Source organism: Cellvibrio sp. KY-GH-1 (assembly GCF_008806975.1).
Classification (GTDB): Bacteria; Pseudomonadota; Gammaproteobacteria; order Pseudomonadales; family Cellvibrionaceae; genus Cellvibrio.
This window is the reverse complement of record NZ_CP031728.1, coordinates 5,016,276-5,035,783: the sequence shown is the minus strand read 5'-3', so window position 1 is coordinate 5,035,783 and position 19,508 is coordinate 5,016,276. Positions and strand designations below refer to the sequence as shown.

The 19,508-nt window shown below is 48.5% G+C and carries 15 protein-coding genes; all 15 read right to left on the bottom strand.

The annotated features are described in order from the left end of the window. Positions 1-35: 35 nt before the first annotated feature. The 15 genes from D0C16_RS21170 to dnaB all read right to left on the bottom strand — a co-directional run bounded on the left by D0C16_RS21170 (position 36) and on the right by dnaB (position 19,409). Positions 36-722 carry a phospholipase D-like domain-containing protein gene (locus D0C16_RS21170; protein WP_151034180.1) on the bottom strand — a complete coding sequence of 229 codons (687 nt, stop codon included), beginning with the start codon at positions 720-722 and terminating at the stop codon, positions 36-38. A gap of 8 nt (positions 723-730) precedes the next feature. Then, a complete protein-coding gene (locus D0C16_RS21165; RefSeq protein ID WP_151034179.1) occupies positions 731-1,288 on the bottom strand; it encodes a rhomboid family intramembrane serine protease in 558 nt (185 codons plus the stop codon). 29 nt (positions 1,289-1,317) lie between these two features. Next, a complete protein-coding gene (locus D0C16_RS21160) occupies positions 1,318-6,654 on the bottom strand; it encodes a DNA repair ATPase (RefSeq protein WP_151034178.1) in 5,337 nt (1,778 codons plus the stop codon). A gap of 207 nt (positions 6,655-6,861) precedes the next feature. Further along, a complete protein-coding gene (locus D0C16_RS21155) occupies positions 6,862-8,853 on the bottom strand; it encodes a flotillin family protein (protein WP_151034177.1) in 1,992 nt (663 codons plus the stop codon). A gap of 32 nt (positions 8,854-8,885) precedes the next feature. Then, on the bottom strand, positions 8,886-9,560 hold the full coding sequence (locus D0C16_RS21150) for a DUF1449 domain-containing protein (protein WP_151034176.1): 675 nt from the start codon (positions 9,558-9,560) through the stop codon (positions 8,886-8,888). A 55-nt stretch (positions 9,561-9,615) separates the two neighbouring features. Further along, positions 9,616-10,311 (bottom strand): PspA/IM30 family protein, encoded by a 696-nt coding sequence (locus tag D0C16_RS21145; protein ID WP_151034175.1) that lies wholly within the window; start codon positions 10,309-10,311, stop codon positions 9,616-9,618. Positions 10,312-10,362: 51 nt separating this feature from the next. Beyond that, on the bottom strand, positions 10,363-10,992 hold the full coding sequence (locus D0C16_RS21140) for a YjfI family protein (RefSeq protein ID WP_151034174.1): 630 nt from the start codon (positions 10,990-10,992) through the stop codon (positions 10,363-10,365). A 198-nt stretch (positions 10,993-11,190) separates the two neighbouring features. Then, positions 11,191-11,772 carry a DNA endonuclease SmrA gene (gene smrA / locus D0C16_RS21135; RefSeq protein ID WP_151034173.1) on the bottom strand — a complete coding sequence of 194 codons (582 nt, stop codon included), beginning with the start codon at positions 11,770-11,772 and terminating at the stop codon, positions 11,191-11,193. 116 nt (positions 11,773-11,888) lie between these two features. Further along, positions 11,889-13,397, bottom strand: a complete 1,509-nt coding sequence (locus tag D0C16_RS21130; protein ID WP_151034172.1) for a TolB family protein — start codon at positions 13,395-13,397, stop codon at positions 11,889-11,891. Between the two features lie 235 nt (positions 13,398-13,632). Then, entirely contained in the window at positions 13,633-15,570 is a 1,938-nt protein-coding gene (gene acs, locus D0C16_RS21125) for an acetate--CoA ligase (RefSeq protein WP_151034171.1), read from the bottom strand. A 235-nt stretch (positions 15,571-15,805) separates the two neighbouring features. Beyond that, complete coding sequence (locus D0C16_RS21120; RefSeq protein WP_151034170.1) at positions 15,806-16,024, bottom strand: hypothetical protein; 219 nt, start codon at positions 16,022-16,024, stop codon at positions 15,806-15,808. 84 nt (positions 16,025-16,108) lie between these two features. Further along, positions 16,109-16,489, bottom strand: coding sequence for an aspartate 1-decarboxylase (gene panD, locus D0C16_RS21115; RefSeq protein ID WP_151034169.1), 381 nt, complete (start codon positions 16,487-16,489; stop codon positions 16,109-16,111). Between the two features lie 35 nt (positions 16,490-16,524). Continuing rightward, entirely contained in the window at positions 16,525-17,379 is an 855-nt protein-coding gene (panC, locus tag D0C16_RS21110) for a pantoate--beta-alanine ligase (protein ID WP_151034168.1), read from the bottom strand. 114 nt (positions 17,380-17,493) lie between these two features. Then, entirely contained in the window at positions 17,494-18,003 is a 510-nt protein-coding gene (locus D0C16_RS21105; RefSeq protein WP_151034167.1) for an MOSC domain-containing protein, read from the bottom strand. After that, positions 18,003-19,409, bottom strand: a complete 1,407-nt coding sequence (gene dnaB, locus D0C16_RS21100) for a replicative DNA helicase (protein WP_151034166.1) — start codon at positions 19,407-19,409, stop codon at positions 18,003-18,005. The genes D0C16_RS21105 and dnaB overlap by 1 nt, the downstream gene beginning before the upstream one ends. Positions 19,410-19,508: the final 99 nt, after the last annotated feature.

Genomic DNA, 19,508 nt, shown 5'->3' with positions numbered 1-19,508 from the left:
TTAAATTATTAAGACGGCTTTTACGCAAAACCGTCCTACTTGAATTCAAGCCACAAACTTTCAAACTCTTCCAAATACGCACTGACTAATTTCGGCTCATCGGTTACCAGAATATTTTCCTGGTTGTAATCCGTTGCCGAGCGAGTCCAGTTGAAACTGCCGTTGACGAGGATTTTTTTGTCGATCACCGCGAACTTGTGGTGCATGTGGTTTTCACTAGCATCCATCCGCACAGGTAGCCCAAGGTCAATCAAATAATAAATATCGCTGCCCTGATCGCGCGCCTTGTCATTGTCAGTGATTAACCGCACATTCACGCCGCGCTTATGGGCGGCGAGAATTGCATCGGAGAGGCGATCGTCAGAAATGGTAAAAACGCTGATATCGATTGACTCGCGGGCACTAACCAATAAATCGAGCAACTGGCGGCGGCAATCTTCGCCGGGGCTGAAATGGGCTTCCGCGATAGATGAAGTTTCCGACTGACGAAAATTATCAATCGTTTTACTGAGCTTCTCCAACCACAGCAATGTTGCGACCGCATTATCGCCACCCGTGTGGATTGGCTCGCGCGCCAACTGAAACGCCTTATTGCGCGCAAATGCAATATCGTCATTCGCCAGGCGCGGCAGTATTTCTCGCAACGCCAACGCTTCTGATTGGCTTAATTTAAAATCTTCCAGACTGGCGACCAACCATTGCTCTAATTCTTGTTGCCGCATATGACTCCCTAACGTCTATTTTTATAAAATTTGTTTTGCATGAATGCACAGACCACACCCGCAAAAGCGCCAAATAAATGCGATTCAAAGGACACTCCGGGATCAGTAGGAAGTACGCCCCAGAGCATACCACCGTAGAAAAATATCACTGCCACCGCAATTAGAATATTGATAAAACGACGATCATACCAGGCGGTGGCAATGGTTAAACTCCACAGACCAAATATCCAGCCACTTGCACCTATATGCAATGCACTGCGCCCGAAACACCAGACCAGTATTCCGGTCAGGGTGACAATAAAAAAGCTGCTCCATAAATAGCGCTGCAATGAGTGCACGAACAACAAGCTGCTGAAAATAAAAAAGCCAAATAGATTGTTGATCAAATGCACCAGACTGCCGTGCAAAAAGGGCGCGATATAAATGCCCGGCAGTGAACCCACCTGCCGAGGCACCAGACCAAATTGATACAACCAGCCGTTAAACACCCAATTGAATACCTGTGCCGCAACCATGATTCCAGCAAACAAAAACAGCCAGCGGAATTTGGAAGATAGGCGCCGCATAGACTTTTCCCCCAGGCTTCGACCTATAATTATTTTATTTCTGGTACGGCTGGTGGAGCCTTGGGCTTTTTAGTAATTGCCAGCTCCTGCTGCAAGGTTTTAATTTGCAACGATACCTCTTCAATTTTTTCGTGGTTGCGCAAATCTATATCCAGCTTTTTATCCATATTGCGTACCAAGGGTAAAATCGCGCCTTCCAAAGTTTGCGCCAGCACACTCAACACTTTATCCAACCCGGGCAATGGCTGGTTTACCACTTCCACTTTGGGCGCGGCCGGTTGGGCTAGTTTTTCCAAGCGTTGCAGGGACTGGTTGAGCAGTTGCGCCACTGCGACATCCTGTAACGCCTTTTCCTGCGCTACTTTATCTTGCTCGGGTGTTGTCGCAACAGGTTCAGGTTTATGCCCGGCGAAGCTGGCAATTTTCTGCACACCCTCCGCAACATCCGCCAATTGCACCACCAGTTTTTGGCCGGTATCCGCCGAATCACCACCCATGGCTTTATTGCGCAGAAAATCTTTTTTGATTTGCTCCCAACGCGTCTTTTGCTCATCGGTAATATTACCGCGCAATTCCGCCAACTTGAGCAAGTTACTCTCCGCGCCCGTGGTCAGCATTTGCGCCTCACCGAGGTAGTGATCAGCAATCATTTGCATCAACTCGGTTTCATTCATCACCGCCGACACTTTTTCGGTCATCTTGTTCATATTGCGGTAACTACCTTGCAATTTGAACGAGGGCTCAACGCGGAATTTATCGTCTTGCGCGGCGGAGGCAATGTATTGTTGGTTGATTTTCAAAATCACTTTTTGGATTTCAAACAGCTTTTTCAACACACCAACAATTTCATTAACTTCCGCACCTGAGTAAGCGTGGCTTAAATCGGTCGTCGCTACCTGCTCACCTTTGGCCATAGCGATAAATTTATAGACATCTTGCATATCGCGCAGCGCCAGAGGTGAAAGCACTGCATTAGAGGTTAGGGCATTTTCGATATAGCTAAGTGCGAATTGCTCTTCCATGCCGCCGAGAATATCACCGAGGTTATAGATATCAGCACGGTTGGCAAGCATATCCGGGACTTTGAACGCTTCACCCGATTCGGTGTAGGGGTTGCCCGCCATGCACACGCAGAATTTTTTGCCACGCATATCATAGGTCTTGGTTTTCCCTTGCCATACGCCTTCTATGCGACGCGTACCATCGCACAGTGAAATAAATTTCTGTAAAAACTCCGGATTAGTGTGCTGAATATCATCCAGATAGAGCATCACGTTGTTGCCCATTTCCAACGCGAGATTCAGCTTCACCAATTCTTGCCGGGCAGTAGCGTTGGGCGCTTGTTCGGGGTCGAGCGATAACACATCGTGACCGAGCGACGGGCAATTGATTTTCATAAAAATCAATCCCAACCGATTCGCGACGTATTCCATCAAGGTCGTTTTACCGTAACCAGGTGGTGAGATCATCATCAGCATACCCATTAAATCAGTACGCTTGTTGGCCCCCAGCGCCCCCATTTGCTTGGCGAGGTTATCGCCAATAATTGGCAGGTAAGATTCATTAATCAAGCGATTGCGCACAAACGAGCTAAGCGGTTTTGCTTTGAACTCGTTCAGTCGCAACGCATAACGCTCTTGCTCGATAATTTGCTGGCGTACTTGCAAATAACGTTGATAACTCGGCACCACCTGATAGCGATGGTGAGCCAAACGTTGAACAAACTCATCCACTGCAAACGCCAGTGTTCGATTCTGGATACGCGGATGCTCGCCCAGCAAACCGGAAACGCTTAACTCCAGCTCGACTTCGGTATAGCGGCGATCCAGTCGCTGATCCGTTTTTAATACCGCCACAGCTTCAGGAATATAACGCTGTAAATGCTCAAGTTGCTTATCTTTAATCAGGGCCTGTAACCACGCCGCCGTTAAATTCCAGCGCTCTGCGGGCCAGCCTTGCATTTTAACCAACACATCCTGATAGTGACGCCAGCTTTTATCATCAAGCGATTGTTTAAATGCATTAACCAGCGCAACCGCATATTTGCTGGTTATAAACTCCGTGCGCTCACGCGCGAGTTCTTCCACCAAATATTCTGCAGCGCGACGCAGATCCAGCGCACTGACTACCAATGGATGAAACTCGATAAACTCACTCAAAGTTTCTGCAATTTCTTCCACCAACAAATTAATTGCATCAAGACTGCCAAAAAGAAGATGCATTTGTTTGGCGGAAATGGCGCGATCGGTCCAGGTTTCAAATGAAAGATTGGATTTTTGATTTTTGGATTTCAGTGAAAATTCGTTGATGTTAGCCCAGAAAACCTGCGCCAGAGCACGCGCCAAAGGATCAAACCTGAGTAAGTCTACCGAATCGAGCGCTGGCACCAGCGCTTTTAGCAAGAGAACCGCATCCTGATCATGAATTCCTTTCTGATAGCCTTCTTTATAGCGCGCCGCGCTGAAGTCGCGCACCAGCTTACCGAGCTTTTCGTCAGCAACCAAAGCTTCGTGTAAAAGGCCGTGAGTAATTCCATCAGTCTGTTGCTGTGCGGCGTCAATAATTAACGCGGCTAGATACTCTGCGCGATATACCTGGGCCGTCTCTGACTCCAGACTGATTGACCAGTAGTCCTTCAACGCCAAAAGTTCAGCTTGCGCAACAGGCGCGTAATAATCAGTACCTGCGAGGTGAAAATTCAACTCGCCTTCGCGAGGAATAATGGTTAAATCCAGCTCCTGGGTATTTACGCTGAATTTGTGCTTACCCAGTTTGATGACGTTACCGCCCTCTTCAAAAATATCGCTTTTATCGCGCAGGGCACGGAGCGCTTGCCCTTTAATCGCCTTAAAGCGCGCATCCACATCGTCAGCTTTTACGGCGCTGTCCAGTGCTTTTAATTGCGCAATTAAATCGGCAACTTTCAACACCAATGCATCAGACGCAAAGTAAGTATTGAGCTCATCTGCCGCGCTGATCGACAGCGAACGTTTTTCTATGCTGGCAAGAATACGAGTGGCAGCATCAGTAATGCTTTGCGCTTTTTTCTGCCGTTCATCCAGCAAGCGCTGCTTGTGCTCCTGGAAACTCTCATACAACTCTTCGCGTTTGGCCATAATATCCGCGAGGAACTGATCGTATTCGCTAAATTGGCCTTCAAGTTCTTCCAGGCGCACCAGCGATTTGGAAAGCTGTTCATCACATTTTTCGGGCGTAGTCGCCAGACCCAACGCATGAGCGATACTTTGAGAGAAAAGTTTAAATTGCGCACCAAACTGCGCAACAGCTTCGGTTGAACCGAAGTTCTTTTGTTTATGCTTGGCATTCGCTCGGCTTTGGTTGAGCTTGGCATAGACTTCAGAAATCGAATCCACAATGCGGGTGCGCAGAGTAGCATCGTCTACTTTCAAAGTGGCCATCAACTCCGACAGCAAATCCAAACCGGCGGCAGTTTTTTCGATTGTCTCAATAACCGGAGCAATAGCCGCGGACGTTTCTACTTTTTCGATCTGTAGATTTAATTCATCCAGTTTGGACAGATAGGGAGTAAGCGACTTTTCATCCGCCAGAAATGCAACCGTTTGTTCACTTAAACTCGTATTGGAATCCAGCAATTGCTGATCAAGTTGCTCAATGCGCACTTGATCGATATAGCGATATTCTTTTATCGTCGCTAGTTGGCCGCGCTGTTTGCGCAAGCGACTTAAGGCATCCACATATTCTTCTGCCGAAACCCAATTCTCTGGCTGCAGTGAGCGCAGAATTTCCGCTTGTGCTTGCTCGGCCTCTTGCATGGCTTTGCCTGATTGCTGGCGAATGGATTCGACTTTTTCAAATTCGTCGATCACCAACTCAGCAGTAGCCGAAATATCTTTCAGCACACTGGCAATGGCTTGAACGTCGGTTTCACCAAGCCAATAAAAGGTATCAAATACTTTGCGCGCGGCCAGACTCAGTTCTTCGTAGAGCCTTACCGACACTGCCTGATTGTTAATAATGCGGCCGATGCTGTAAAAATCGGAAATGCCGCGCACCAATTCATTGTTACCAATACGGCCGTAAAAATTCTGCTTCGCTGGCACTTTACTGGCAAACTCCGCGCTCACATAGGGCGTTTCCCAAATCTGCATGGGGTGCACACGGGTCGGCTCAGCCTCAGCGGAAAAAATCACTATCTCGCCGTTATCGGCGAGCGCATAACCATTACCAAAAATCGGATTCTGTAATTTTTTCTCAATGATATTGTAGGCAAGCAGTGAAACCACACCCAAGACCGGCTCATAAAACACATAGAGCACATCTTCGCCGTTGGGCGAGCGAATCATACGTTTGAAACGGAACGCACTGTTATCCTCTTCAAACGTTTTGTATTCTCCGGTATTCAAATAGTAGCCGCCCGGAAAAATGATGCCGTGATTCTCCGGCAACTGCACGCAGCTTTGGCCAATTGTATCGATGCGCAACACACTTTGCGTAAGCGTGTTATAAATTAAATAGCGGAATTGCTCTTCGCGATAAGGTCGAATTTTCAGCAGCACCAAATTGCCTACCGCCGCATAAAAGACACTGGCATCATCGAGCGATTGCGTTTTATCGTCTACCGTTTCGCGATAGATACCCAGACCATCTTCAGTATTATTTTCAATTTTAATGGTAAGGTCGCCGCCTACCGTCTCGACAAAAACTTTGTCGAGAATATTTAAATGCGGGTGGCGCCCATGTACCGCGTTTTCACGGGTTGCAGAAACCCATTCAAAATCAAATGCAGGGGGCAATTGAATATCGCGTTCACCCCGGTTATCAATGTATTTTACGGTTTTGCCGTCGGGTGATAGCGACCAACTAAATACACGAATATCATCGAGGCGTTCGCCAATTTGAAAGCCAGCCAACAATTTCCCGTTGTTTGTGGTTAACTCAACGATACGGGTATCCTTGTAGTAGCGATAAAGTTCTTCAAAATCGTTAACGAAACTTTGTTCTGCCAAAAAAGTGCCGGCAAACGGCACCTGTTCCAGCTCAACACCGGACTCGTTATCTTTTTTAATAAACAGGGAAAATACGTCTTCCACTTTGGTTTCTTTCTTCAAACCCAAAAAGACGTTGTAACCGAACAACAGGTAATCACCTACCTGCACTATGTCGCGGGGAATACAATTATTTTCGGTGCGCACTCGCACACGCGCCGTCGCAACCATCGCCGAACTACCAAATTCAGCAAGACGTGCGTCATTCAGCTCTCGGACTTTTTGCGTCAGCTGTTGGCCTTGATCCAACAAACGCTTACGAATAATTTCATAGGCACCGCCTTCAGCAACAGCCTTATCAACAATACTTTCTGCAGCGGTGTCGGTATTTTGCGACATGGATTTTTCCTTTTTTACCTTCAACCAAGACGACCCCTAGCTAGCCACTCCTTTAAAAAGTGGGTGGGGTTTGACTACCTGCTAAATATAAAATGAAGCTTGTCCCAACAGGGAAAATACAACTCCACTCTTAATGCAGAGCACGTACAATTCCCTCCCCTGACAAGGGGAGGGTTAGGGAGGGGTTAAAAATGCCAGGTAGGTTACTTAACCAACAACCTCTACATCTTCCGCTTTTTCTTTCGCCGCCGGCGCTGCTACCGCGGGTTTATTGATAAAGCGATCCAGCACTGCCTGAATCACCCCACTCTTGCCCGCGAGACCATCAATGGCTTTGCCAATCGATAAGGACTTGGCAAAGTTATCAAAGAATTGTGCTTCACCACCCACAATATCGATATGGGCTTTCTGCAGGGCAATCGCGAGAATTTCCGCATTTTCTTTCGCGATTTCTTTACCGGCAGCAATACTGGCCAAGGTTTCTTTGAGTGACGTTTCCAGGCCCATACGGAATTCTTCGTGTGAGCGCGCGTTTTCACTCATGGCATTCATCGCCTCGAACTTCTCGGTCAAACCGTCCGCTTCTGCTTTGAATTGTTCACGAGTCACTTCTGCACCCGCCAAACCAACTTCTTTTTTCGCGGTCGCTTCAGAAGTACCCTTAGTCGCAATTACATCTGCTTCGGCGTGACCTTTCGCGGCAATCACTTCCGCTTCTGCTTTGCCAGCTTCAGCATTGGCGGTGCCTTTTGCACGAATCACGCTCGCCTCAGCCACACCTTCTTTTTCCAGTGCGGTTGCTTTGGCTTCCTGGACCTTGGCATCCGCCAAACCGGGCGCTGCACGCTCTGCCTGAATACCTTCGGCCAACTTTTTCATGGCTTCCGCTTCTTTGGAAGAAGCTTCCAGCTTGGCTTGCGCCATAGTCATAATTTCGCTGGCTTTGTGTTTGGCCGAAAGTTCTTCCGCTTCTGCCGCTTTCACTTGTTTCACTTTTTCTTCTTCTGCCGCCGCCTCAGCCGCTAAAACTTGAACTTGCTTCTTGCGATCCGCATCAGAAACTTCGCGTACCTCTTTAATACGCTCTTCTTCGATGGCTACGGTTTTATCGACAACAACACGCTCACGAATCACATTGGCGATTTCTTTCTTTTGCAGCTCAATGGCTTTTTCCGCCTCAATAGTTTGCAGCTCTACTTCGCGTTTGCGTGCAACCACTTCGAGATCACGTGCGCGAGTGACTTTCTCTTGTTCGATAGCAACGGCACGGAGGCGATTTTGTTCGGCGACTTCAATTTCGCGCTTCTGGTTTTCAGTTTGCACTGACAAATCCTGCGCTACCTGAATCGCAGTTTGCTCGTATTTGCGGCGCTCTTCTTCCTGTACCTTTTTGGTTTCGGCTTCTTCACGCGCTTGAATGGAGGCAATCTCACGTTTTTGACGCGCTTCGGCATCCGCCTGTTGACGCTCCAGCGCCAGCATGGCCTCAGTGGTTTCTACATTCTTTTTCTTGATCGCCAGCTCTTCGTCACGCTCAAGAATGTTAGTGCGCACGTTTTGAGCCGCTGTCAATTCTGTGATTTTCTTGATACCTTCTGCATCCAGAATATTATTTGGATCTAATGACGCCTTAGGAGTTTGTTCGATATAATCAATTGCTACATCTTCCAATACGTAACCATTCAGATCATCGCCGATCACCTGAATAATTTTTTCACGAAACTCCATGCGATTCTCAAACAACTGAATAAATTCAATTTGCTTGCCTACAGTCTTCAACGCTTCTGAAAATTTTGCTGCGAACAGCAACTCCACTGCCTCACGGTCCGATGCCCGTTCTGCACCTATAGCTTTCGCCACACGCAATACGTCCTGAGGTGTTTCATTAACACGCAGGTAAAACGCAACAGAAATATCCGCTCGTAAGTTATCTTTACAGATCAATCCATCACGGCCGCGGCGGTCTACTTCCAGAGTAATCAAGGAAATATTCATAAGCTCTTTTTTATGAATAATTGGCCAAACTAAAGCGCCCGTGAAATGTACTTTAGGCGTTGATGTGGTGTCGTTCACGATTAACGCCGTACCCTGGGCGACCTTGTAATAGAAAGCATTAAGTATTCCGGCGAAACCAAATAACACCAGAACAACAAAAAAACCGATCGTTAACGCCGGTGCAGCCATCGCAGCATCAAACATTGCCCTACTCCTTTTATCTCGTTACGTGTTTATTAATCGTTGATTACAGATTTACCCAAAAACTCTTCTTCCGAAATTACCCGGTAAAAATGCTCATCTGCATTGTACTCCAACAAAACCACTCTATCCCCTCGTCCGAATACCTCCGGACCATGGGATCTCGCCTTCAATATCAAACCTGCACCGCCGTCATCAAAATTTACCTCTCCTGAAACACTATCGATTTTCGATGAACGCACAATTGCCGTTTGACCCAATATTTTTTTCTCTGTGTTCTGCTCCACTTTTGCAAACAACTTACGTAGAGGTTTGATAACTTGCGCAGTTCCTAAAATTGCCAGGTAAAACGAAAATATGAGAATTGGCACACCGACAATAAATCTTACCCAGCCATACCCCAAAAGAACCAATTCCATATAGCTGAGGTAGTAGCTTATAAGCCAACCAACGACCGCAATTATTGAAACCACCAGAGTCACCGGAACACCATTGAGACCCAATCGCAATAGAATTCCAGCGAAGGTCTCCGCAAAGGTGTGCTCAGCGTGCGCATGCAACTGCCCCTCTAAACCTGAGGCATCCACATCTAACAATTCCAGGTCCACTAATCCAAATGCGGCGCACAACCAGTAGATTGCCGCCACCATTAAAATGATGGTGTATAGCACCGTTGGAAAGCTAAAAATGGTTAGCAAGAAATCGTTCATTGGTTATTGCCTTGTATTTTCTGCCCGTAACTTACCAATTTCAAAAGCACCCGAATTATTCAGGTGCCTTTTTATTTTTAATGCGCGCAAGGATATCTTCGGCCGACGGACCATTAGTGGTGATTCCCGCAGCTTCCAATTTCGCTTTAAGCGAATCATCACCACTGGTTTTAGCCATTTCATCCGCCGCTTTAAATTGCGCATCTTTTAATGCTTGCCGCTCTTTAATGCGCTCAAGCGACTCCATTGCGGTACGCATTTTAGAATCAGAACCACTATGACGTTCAGCAACGGCGGCTTGCGCACGCTGAACATTTTCAGTGGCCTTTACTGTGTCAACCTGCTGCTTCAAGCGCTTGATATTCTTCTCAGCCTGATCAATCGCCGCGCGCAACTTGGTGACACTTTGCGCAAAACCTTCGGAAGCTTCTTGTTCCGAAGCAAGGCCATTTTCAAATTCAGCGATGCGTGACGCCACTTCTAATGCGAGCTTTTCGTCACCTTTTTCGAGTGCTTTCGCGGCGTAGCCTTCATGCTCTTCAATATTTTTCTGCAGCTGCTTGCATTTTTCTTCCGCAAGTTTTTGGCGCGCCATAATTTCCGCAAGACTATCCTTGGAACGCTTCAGTTCCTCGCCAGCATCGCGCACTTCTTGATCCAAAATACGCAATGCCTGACTGTCAACAATCGCTTCACCCGCTTCATTCACACCACCGCGCAAGGCGGTAATCATTTTCGACCAGATATTCATAGGGTTTACCTCGTTAATATCTCCAATTTAAAAACCGTTAAAGAAAAGCGTTTATTTCAAAAGAAAGTCCCCATAGGCTTCGGTTGCCTGAATCACGTTGGAAGCCAGAATTTCAATTTCAAACACAACGTCCTGCAAACTCGATGCAGAACTCAATGCACCAAACATGTGGTAGCTGTCATCGCCATCAATCTTGTCCAAACTGATTGTCGATAACGGAAAATATTTGTGCGTGCGCAACACGGTTTCGTTAAATAGCGCCGGGTCGGTCACTTCCGACAACGACCAAAGCGTCGCCTCCACTACAATCTGCTCACCTGATACAGTGACAAACAAAGGCAGATCTCCGTATTCATACATAGTGATATGCAGCGCAGGCGCCACCCCTTCAATCAACTCAATTTCCGCCCGCTTGCTGGCAAACAACTCCGCCTTGCTCAGCGCATCGTAAAGACTTGGGGTGGTCCAACGGGTAACAACATCGGTCATTCGACTTTCTCCTTTCACTGGCATAAACCCACGGGAAACAAGCTGTTTAGCAGACACCCGCAACTCCATCTCATAAAGGGCAAGACGACGCGCATTCTCCGGGAGAATCCACACCTCTTTTTTCACGAACCCTTGCTCCCTGAGCCGGTTGCGGTATTCGCGCTGGTAATGTGCTGATGATTTTTTCTGCATGAGGCTTACATTAAGACATCACATGTAACAAATCAATATTACATGTAATAAATATTGGTTGGACCGAAGGATTGAAAAGTGTCGATTAAACAAAGAGTTATCGATACCTAAAATAAAAAACCCGCCTTTTGATAATCAAAAGACGGGTTTTTACGAATAAGTAATTAGAAATTAATCTAAGAGGTAACCTGAAGTGCTTTACCGCTTGTTGTGCAACTCCCAGGTCTCCAGCTTTTTCTTATCGCTCTTGCGCAGGAGCACATAGGTAGCCCCCACCCAACCGTGCTGCTTTTGAGCGGAGTGGAAGGCGAGAATATCGGCAAATTGCGGCAACCAATGCGCAACACAGCTCTTGATCTGGGCCGGCAGGCTGCGCCCTTCCCCTTTGCCGTGAGTGATTAATGCACAGCGGATGTCATTGGTCATGCAGTCTTTGATGAATTGGAATACCGCATTGCGCGCCTGATCGATAGTCATATGATGCAAATCCAGGCGCGCATCGATTTGGTATTTACCCAGGCGCAGATTGCGGTACACGCCGTTCTGCACCCCATCGCGCTTGAATTCGATGATCGCCAGCGGATCCACCGGCTCAATGTACTCGCCGGAAAGAAAATTCTTATCTTTCGCCAACTCGGCGGTTGCGGCTTTGCGGCGGGCTTCAATGCTGGCTTTATCCTGCTGGGGATTAGCAAGCACCACCTTTTCTTCCACCTTGATGGGCTTTACCCCTTTCATTTGCTGGAGGAAGAAATCGGAATCGGAAGGTTTGTCAGTCATGGCAACAACAGAAAGCAACTAATCAGAAACGCAAATTGTGCAGGATTTGGCGCCGATCCGATAGTCTTGGGCAGCGAGAGCCACAAAACCCTCCCATACCCAAGCACCCCCAATCGCTAAAGCCGGGTATTACTAACAAAGGCAATCTGTGATCCATCTGGCGACCAGCTGGGCACATTGATGGTGCCCTGCCCACCATAGACATAGGCGATAACTTCAGGCTCCCCGCCGTCGAACGGCATTTCCCGCAAGTACACATGGCGATAGAAAGGATGCTGACCGGAATCTATATCGTTCATGTAGCTAAGAAAGACAATTTTCTTGCCGTCGGGCGATACATGGGGAAACCAATTGTTGTAGCTATCAAACGTGAGCTGCTGTTGATGGCTGCCATCGGCGTGCATCCGCCAGAGTTGCATCATGCCGGTGCGATCGGAGTTGAAATAAATATATTTACCATCGGGACTAAACTCCGAACCATCATCGAGCGCCTCCGTGTGCGTTAATTGAGTTTCTTTTCCGGTGGCAATATCCACGCTGAAAATATCGTAAAAACCATTGCGCTCGCCGGTAAAAATCATGGACTTATCATCGGGCGAAAAGCCGTGCAAATAAGAGTGGCCTGCATTGATCGCCGTAATGCGTGTTGGCTCTTTTGACCCACTGATGGGCAGCGTATAAATCGTCGAGTGATTTTTTTCTTCGGCTACGTGATGGCTAATACCAATTAACTTTCCACTCCAGGAAAGCACATGGTCGTTGTTGTTATTATTGGCAAAGCCTGTTTCTAATTCCGTACTTTTTCCACTGGTAATATCAAAATTAAACAGCAAGCCTTTTGAGTTATAGATCAGGGTTTTGCCGTCTTGAGTCCAATTGGGCGCTTGAATTGAGTCGGGTGAGCGAAACACGATGCGGCGGTTTTTAGTGACCATATCCATGATTTCCAGATTGCTGCCGATGTAATCTTTGTAGGGGAGGAAATCTTTCGCTGCCGGAAGAATAATGCGCACATTGGAAAAAATGCCGGTTTCGATTTGATCACCAGACGACCCACTCACACTGAGGCCAGCGTAAATTTTTTCCCCTAGCCTGATATGGGATACAGAGGTCACTTGAAACGGCTGCCCCATTTTTGCCGCACTCATAATATAAGTATCGCCGCGACGCTCCAGCTGGATTACATCCGCCGCTTTTATCGCCATGGGATAAGCTTCGGTAGCGACGCCAGCAGTTGCGCGAAATTGCAACGATGTTAAACCATCGCTGCGCACCAGCGCATGTACGCTCGCGGAACTTGCATCCAGGCTGGTGCGTAAATTCCAACCAAGAATTGTTTGAGCGTTAACGTTTTTTCCGGTAAACGCCAGATGCGCGCGCACAATAAAATCGCCAGTTAATTGGGTGTAGGCAAAATGAAATACATCACCATTAGTGCGCACTTCGCCTGCTGTTCCCGTTATTTTGTACTGCTGCAAACCGGCGTCGTAAACCAACGCACCCGCCTTGCTCGGCTTGCCGATATCCTGACTTGCAGAAAATTGACCCGTGGCTTCCGCGTGTGCCAATAAACCAGAAAATGTTGCCGACATAATCATCACCCATTGCGCTGCTATTTTTATCATCTTGCGTTTCCCGATCGAAATCATCGAATTTCAGTCGGCAGATACTGCGCCAAATTTCCTGAACCATGGCAGGTTTTTACGGATTTTTACCCTGTAATCAACAGCACAATGAAAGCAATTTTATGTTTTCGAATTTCATTTACAGATAAAAAAATGCAATAAAAAAAGGATGCATTTCTGCATCCTTTTTGAAAGCTAGTCATCAGTGCAATGACTTGACCATAAAACTGAGCGATTACTTATTCGCACGATTCTCAATCAACTCATTGACCACTGCTGGATCAGCGAGGGTCGAAGTATCGCCAAGGGAATCCAGTTCATTGGCCGCAATCTTACGCAGAATACGGCGCATAATTTTTCCCGAGCGGGTTTTTGGCAAACCGGGAGCCCACTGGATAACATCGGGGCGAGCAATTGCGCCGATTTCTTTAACCACCAGCGCCAGCAATTCTTTTTTCAGTTCATCGCTGGGTTGCTCGCCAGTCATCAAGGTTACATAAGCGTAGATGCCCTGACCTTTGATATCGTGCGGGTAACCCACTACCGCGGCTTCGGCCACCTTGTCGTGCAGCACCAAAGCGCTTTCCACTTCTGCCGTGCCCATACGGTGACCGGAGACGTTGATTACATCGTCGACGCGACCGGTAATCCAGTAGTAACCATCGGCATCGCGACGCGCGCCGTCACCGGTGAAGTAGTAGCCTGGATAGGTGCTGTAATAGGTATCAATGCAGCGTTGATGATCGCCAAACACGGTGCGAATTTGGCTTGGCCATGCAGATTTGATGCACAGGTTACCTTCGCCCGCACCGATAATCTCTTTGCCTTCCGCATCCAGCAATACCGGTTGAACGCCAAAGAAAGGCACAGTGGCAGAGCCTGGCTTTAAGCCAATCGCGCCGGGCAATGGTGTCAGCATGTGCGCACCGGTTTCGGTTTGCCACCAGGTATCCATAATCGGGCAGCGGCTGTCGCCGATCACGCGGTAATACCATTCCCACGCTTCGGGGTTGATCGGCTCGCCGACGCTACCCAGAAGCTTCAAACTGGCGCGCGAGGTTTTGGTCACGAAGTCGTTACCAGCGCCCATGAGCGCGCGAATAGCGGTAGGCGCTGTGTAGAAGCTGTTTACACCGTGCTTGTCGATAACTTGCCAGCAGCGGGACGCATCCGGGTAAGTCGGCACACCTTCAAACATCAGGGTGGTCGCACCGTTAGTCAGCGGACCGTAAACGATATAGCTGTGGCCAGTTACCCAACCCACATCAGCGGTACACCAGTAAACATCGCCTTCCTGATAATCAAACACGTACTTGTGGGTCATCGCGGCTTGCAGCAAGTAACCACCGGTGGTGTGCAATACACCCTTTGGTTTACCGGTAGAGCCGGATGTATAGAGGATAAACAGCGGATCTTCCGAATCCATCACTTCCGGTTCAGCATTATTCAACTGACGTTCAACCAGTTCCTCGTACCAGAAATCGCGCTGCTCGTTCCAGGCAATATCGCCACCAGTGCGCTTCACGACTATGCAAGTGTGAACCTTCGGGCAGTGCGCCAGGGCCACATCGGCATTCTTTTTCAGGGGAACGCGCTTGCCGCCGCGCAGGCCTTCGTCCGAGGTAATTACTACCTGGCAATCCGCATCGAGAATACGGTCTTTTAACGCTTCAGGAGAGAAACCACCAAATACGATTGAATGGATTGCGCCTATGCGCGTACAGGCGAGCATGGCATAAGCCGCTTCCGGAATCATCGGCATATAGATACAGACGCGATCGCCTTTTTTCACCCCACGCTCACGCAGGGCATTGGCCAAGCGACACACCTGATCATGCAATTCCTGATAAGTAATAAATTGATCTTCGGAAGGATCATCACCTTCCCAGATAATGGCAGTTTGATTGGCTCGCGCTGGCAAATGACGGTCGATACAGTTCACGCTAACGTTCAGCTTCCCCCCCACAAACCAGGAAACCTCACCTTTTTTCAAATCACTTTTGGTGACCTGCGACCAGGGTTGCTGCCAGGTCAGAAAAGCCGTGGCCTGCTCTGCCCAGAAAGTATCGGGCGAATTGATCGATTGCTCGTACATGGACTTGTAACGGGCCAGATCAATGGCGGCGTTCTTTTTGAAACTTTCTGGAACTGGATACAGGTGTACTTCTGACATGCTTATCTCTCTTTGCCGTTATCTTGTTATTACATCAGGAGGGCAGTGACGGATGAAAACTGCGACAGCTCAAACCCGCACCTTCAATAGCCAACAAGCTTAGCAGGATTGAGGTTAAAAGCTCAATGACAACGTTGTCCAAATGGTGCAAAAAATTGGCTGATTTTAATCCAACGCACCAAAGTGCATCACTTTTGATAATCAGCAAGCCGCTATTGATCGCTTTGAGTTACTACTATTTTTTAACGCCAGGACCTTCGCGATCCAGACGCGCCAGCTCGCGCTTGTAAGCCTCCATTTCTTCCCAATCAAATGCAGTGCCAGCATTGATATGCAATGGATCTTTTGCGCGCTCCTGCGCCTGCTCGCGCAAGCTGTGCTCTTTTTGCTCTTCGCTAGATTCGCCCTGCAGCAGATCGAATTGCTTGAGGATATCGTCAGCTTTCTTACTCATAATAATATCTCGAACCTCAACCCATGGGCCCCAATAAAAAAGGGCCGCATGCGACCCTTTTACATTACTTATTCGTACAGATAATCACGCAACCTGCATTGGGATGGTATTACTGGTGCGATTCACCGTGTTGTCTTCGTTTAGGTAAACCAGCTTAGGCTTGTGGTTTAACAACTCTGCTTCGGTAAAATGGCCGTAGGTGGCGATAATCACGCGATCACCCACTGCCACTTTGCGCGCGGCGGCACCATTCATAGAAAAGGTGCCTGAACCCGGCTCAGCCAAAATAATGTAGGTGTGGAAACGCTCACCGTTGTTGACGTTGTAGATATCGATTTGTTCGAATTCACGCATACCGGCAAGCGCTACCAGATTCGCATCGATTGCACAGGAACCGTCGTACCACAGTTCAGCCTGAGTAACCTTGGCCATGTGCAACTTGGCTTTAAGCATATGAGACAGCATAAAATCCTCCAGGGAGATACTGATACGGTGGGCTTTTAACGGCCAAGCACCACGGAAACATTGTCAATTAAACGTGCGCCTTGGGTAAACATGGCGCCGAGTATCGTGATCTCCCGATCATCATGTGCCGCCATTTCTAAAGTGCGGCTGTTACAAATATTGATGTAGTCTACCCGAAAACCCGCCGCCTCAATTTGGCTGCGCGCTTCGTCGATCAACACAATAAAATCGCGGCGCCCCTGCTCGATATGTTGTTTGATTCCATTCAGCGTGCGATTGAGCACCGCCACGCGGGGGCGCTCATCCGCGGTAATAAAACCGTTGCGCGAACTCATGGCCAAGCCATCGGTTTCGCGGAAAATTTCGCCGGCGGTAATTTTGATGGGGATACACAAGTCTTCCACCATGCGACGAATCACTGCCAACTGCTGGAAATCCTTAACCCCGAAGACCGCTTCATCCGGCTGCACAATATTAAACAGCTTGGTGACTACAGTTGTCACGCCCTCAAAGTGGCCGGGACGACTAGCACCGCACAACACATCGGTCATGGTCGGCACTATCACACGAGTCTGTTCAGCCATACCATTAGGGTAAATTTCTTTTTCATCCGGACAAAACAGATAATCGCAATTAACCGATTCAAGCTTGACCGTATCAGCTGCCAGAGTGCGCGGGTACTTATCCCAATCTTCATTCAACCCAAATTGCAGCGGGTTTACGAAAATACTGGTCACCACAACATCACAATTCTTTTGAGCGATTTTCACAAGTTCAAGATGGGCATTATGAAGGTTGCCCATAGTAGGCACAAAACCGATACGTTTTCCGGCGCGTCGCTCCGCTGCCAGGGCTTCACGTAAAGAGCTGATATGATGGAAAACCTGCATTAACACGCCTCAAACTAGGTCAAAAGCCCATTAGGGATTGGGCGCGCGATAATACACGGTCACCGAAAGGATGTACATTTTTCGAACAAAATTTAACCAGTAATTTAACGCAAACTACTCACGTTCGACTGCCGGCAAACGAATTACCGAATCACCCACACTCAAGGAGCCGCCTTGAATAATTTTGGCGCAGAGCCCGCCGTAACCAAACATCGCTGCCGTACCGCCTTTACCCAAAGCCTCATCCACTCGTGAACAAGGATGACAAAGCGCATTGGTTTCCAGAATGACATCACCAATTTGTAAGCGTTGATAGCGCAATAGATTCATATTCATGCCGGAAATTACCAGGTTGCGGCGCAGCAGGCGCGGGTCTATAGCGCTGTGACCAGTATGCAGGCAGATTTGCTGGATATATTCACTGCTGATAAGCGTGACCTGACGAGCGGAGCCCGGGGTCTTTTTCATGCGGTGATCGCCCGCCAATCCCAAATCGACAATTGCATTCGCTGACTCAACCACCACCACTGCGCTGCGCCGTTCCGAGCGCAAACCAATCCATTCAAGTTTGCCGGGGGCAATATTGGCGCAAAGCTTATCGAGCAAGCGGGCTTGGCTGTTCATTAATCATAACCACCCTGCTGGAAGTACTCGGGAGCCAGGTTATCGAAACGGGTGTATTTGCCCACGAAGGCGGCTCGGCTGGTACCAATTTCACCGTTACGCTGCTTACCGATAATCAGTTCGGCAATACCTTTGTCAGGGCTGTCTTCGTGGTAGTACTCGTCGCGGTAGATAAACAGGATCACATCCGCGTCCTGCTCAATCGCGCCCGATTCACGCAAGTCGGAGTTCATGGGGCGCTTGTTGGGACGCTGTTCCACACCGCGGTTTAACTGGGAAAGCGCAATCATCGGACATTCAAATTCCTTGGCCATACCTTTCAAGGAGCGCGAAATTTCAGAAATTTCCTGGGTGCGACCTTCACCACCACCAGCCACCGTCATCAACTGCAGGTAGTCGACCATAATCATGCCGGGGTTGCCATGTTCGCGGGCGATTCTGCGAATACGCGCGCGCATTTCCTGCGGGTTCAAGCCGCCGGTATCGTCGATAAACAACAGTTTGTCTTTCAGTTTTGCTACGGCCGATGAGAGTTTTGGCCAATCCTCTTCAGTCAGTTTGCCGTTACGCATCTTGCCCTGATCAATACGACCAATGGACGACATCATCCGCATAATCAGTGCCGAGGACGGCATTTCCATACTGAAGATCACCACAGGTCTTGGCTGGTTAAACAAGGCGCCTTCTACAAAGTTCAGAGCCAATGCGGTTTTACCCATAGACGGACGCGCCGCAAGAATAATTAATTCACCCGGCTGCCATCCCGACGTACGCTGATCGAGATCATTAATACCGGACGGAACACCAGTGATATCGCTACCGGAACGAAACAGCTCGTCGATACGCTTGACCGTCTCTTTAAGCAGTTCATTTACACCGACCAAACCGCCCTCTTTCGGGCGATCCTCCGCAATTTCGGCCACGCGTTTTTCAGCGAGTTGCAGCAGATCATCCGAGTCCAATCCCGCCGGATTCATACTGGATTTGCTGATGTCTTGTGCGGCGGCAATCAGTTGGCGCAGCGTGGAACGTTCGCGCACGATTTTGGCGTAGGCTGCAATGTTGGCCGCGCTCGGTGTGTTATTGGCCATTTCAACCAGATAACCCAAACCACCAACACGCTCCAACTCATCGTGTTTATGCAGTTCTTCCGACAGGGTAATAACATCAAGCGGCTGACTGGCTTCCTGCAAGTTCAGCATCATGCGGAAAATGATGCGATGGTCTTCGCGGAAAAAATCGTTTTCCGTGACGACTTCCAATACTGCATCAAGGCGGCCATTTTCTAACATCAAGCCACCCAATACCGATTGCTCCGCCTCTACCGAATGTGGCAGCGCCGATCTGGACAATTCATCGGCCAGGCGGCTTTCAAAGCTGGAGGTTTCGTAGGCAGTATTGGACATAAATTCGGGTACTTATTTATTAATCGAAAGGCAAAAAAAACGGGCACATCTATAACCCCGAAGGGTTGTCGATAGTGCCCGATTTCGTCGTGCTTGTCA

Coding starts and splice junctions, on each gene's coding strand:
- D0C16_RS21170 (WP_151034180.1), bottom strand. CDS start 722: ATGCGGCAACAAGAATTAGAGCAATGGTTGGTCGCCAGTCTGGAAGAT.
- D0C16_RS21165 (WP_151034179.1), bottom strand. CDS start 1,288: ATGCGGCGCCTATCTTCCAAATTCCGCTGGCTGTTTTTGTTTGCTGGA.
- D0C16_RS21160 (WP_151034178.1), bottom strand. CDS start 6,654: ATGTCGCAAAATACCGACACCGCTGCAGAAAGTATTGTTGATAAGGCT.
- D0C16_RS21155 (WP_151034177.1), bottom strand. CDS start 8,853: ATGTTTGATGCTGCGATGGCTGCACCGGCGTTAACGATCGGTTTTTTT.
- D0C16_RS21150 (WP_151034176.1), bottom strand. CDS start 9,560: ATGAACGATTTCTTGCTAACCATTTTTAGCTTTCCAACGGTGCTATAC.
- D0C16_RS21145 (WP_151034175.1), bottom strand. CDS start 10,311: ATGAATATCTGGTCGAAAATGATTACCGCCTTGCGCGGTGGTGTGAAT.
- D0C16_RS21140 (WP_151034174.1), bottom strand. CDS start 10,992: ATGCAGAAAAAATCATCAGCACATTACCAGCGCGAATACCGCAACCGG.
- smrA (WP_151034173.1), bottom strand. CDS start 11,772: ATGACTGACAAACCTTCCGATTCCGATTTCTTCCTCCAGCAAATGAAA.
- D0C16_RS21130 (WP_151034172.1), bottom strand. CDS start 13,397: ATGATAAAAATAGCAGCGCAATGGGTGATGATTATGTCGGCAACATTT.
- acs (WP_151034171.1), bottom strand. CDS start 15,570: ATGTCAGAAGTACACCTGTATCCAGTTCCAGAAAGTTTCAAAAAGAAC.
- D0C16_RS21120 (WP_151034170.1), bottom strand. CDS start 16,024: ATGAGTAAGAAAGCTGACGATATCCTCAAGCAATTCGATCTGCTGCAG.
- panD (WP_151034169.1), bottom strand. CDS start 16,489: ATGCTGTCTCATATGCTTAAAGCCAAGTTGCACATGGCCAAGGTTACT.
- panC (WP_151034168.1), bottom strand. CDS start 17,379: ATGCAGGTTTTCCATCATATCAGCTCTTTACGTGAAGCCCTGGCAGCG.
- D0C16_RS21105 (WP_151034167.1), bottom strand. CDS start 18,003: ATGAACAGCCAAGCCCGCTTGCTCGATAAGCTTTGCGCCAATATTGCC.
- dnaB (WP_151034166.1), bottom strand. CDS start 19,409: ATGTCCAATACTGCCTACGAAACCTCCAGCTTTGAAAGCCGCCTGGCC.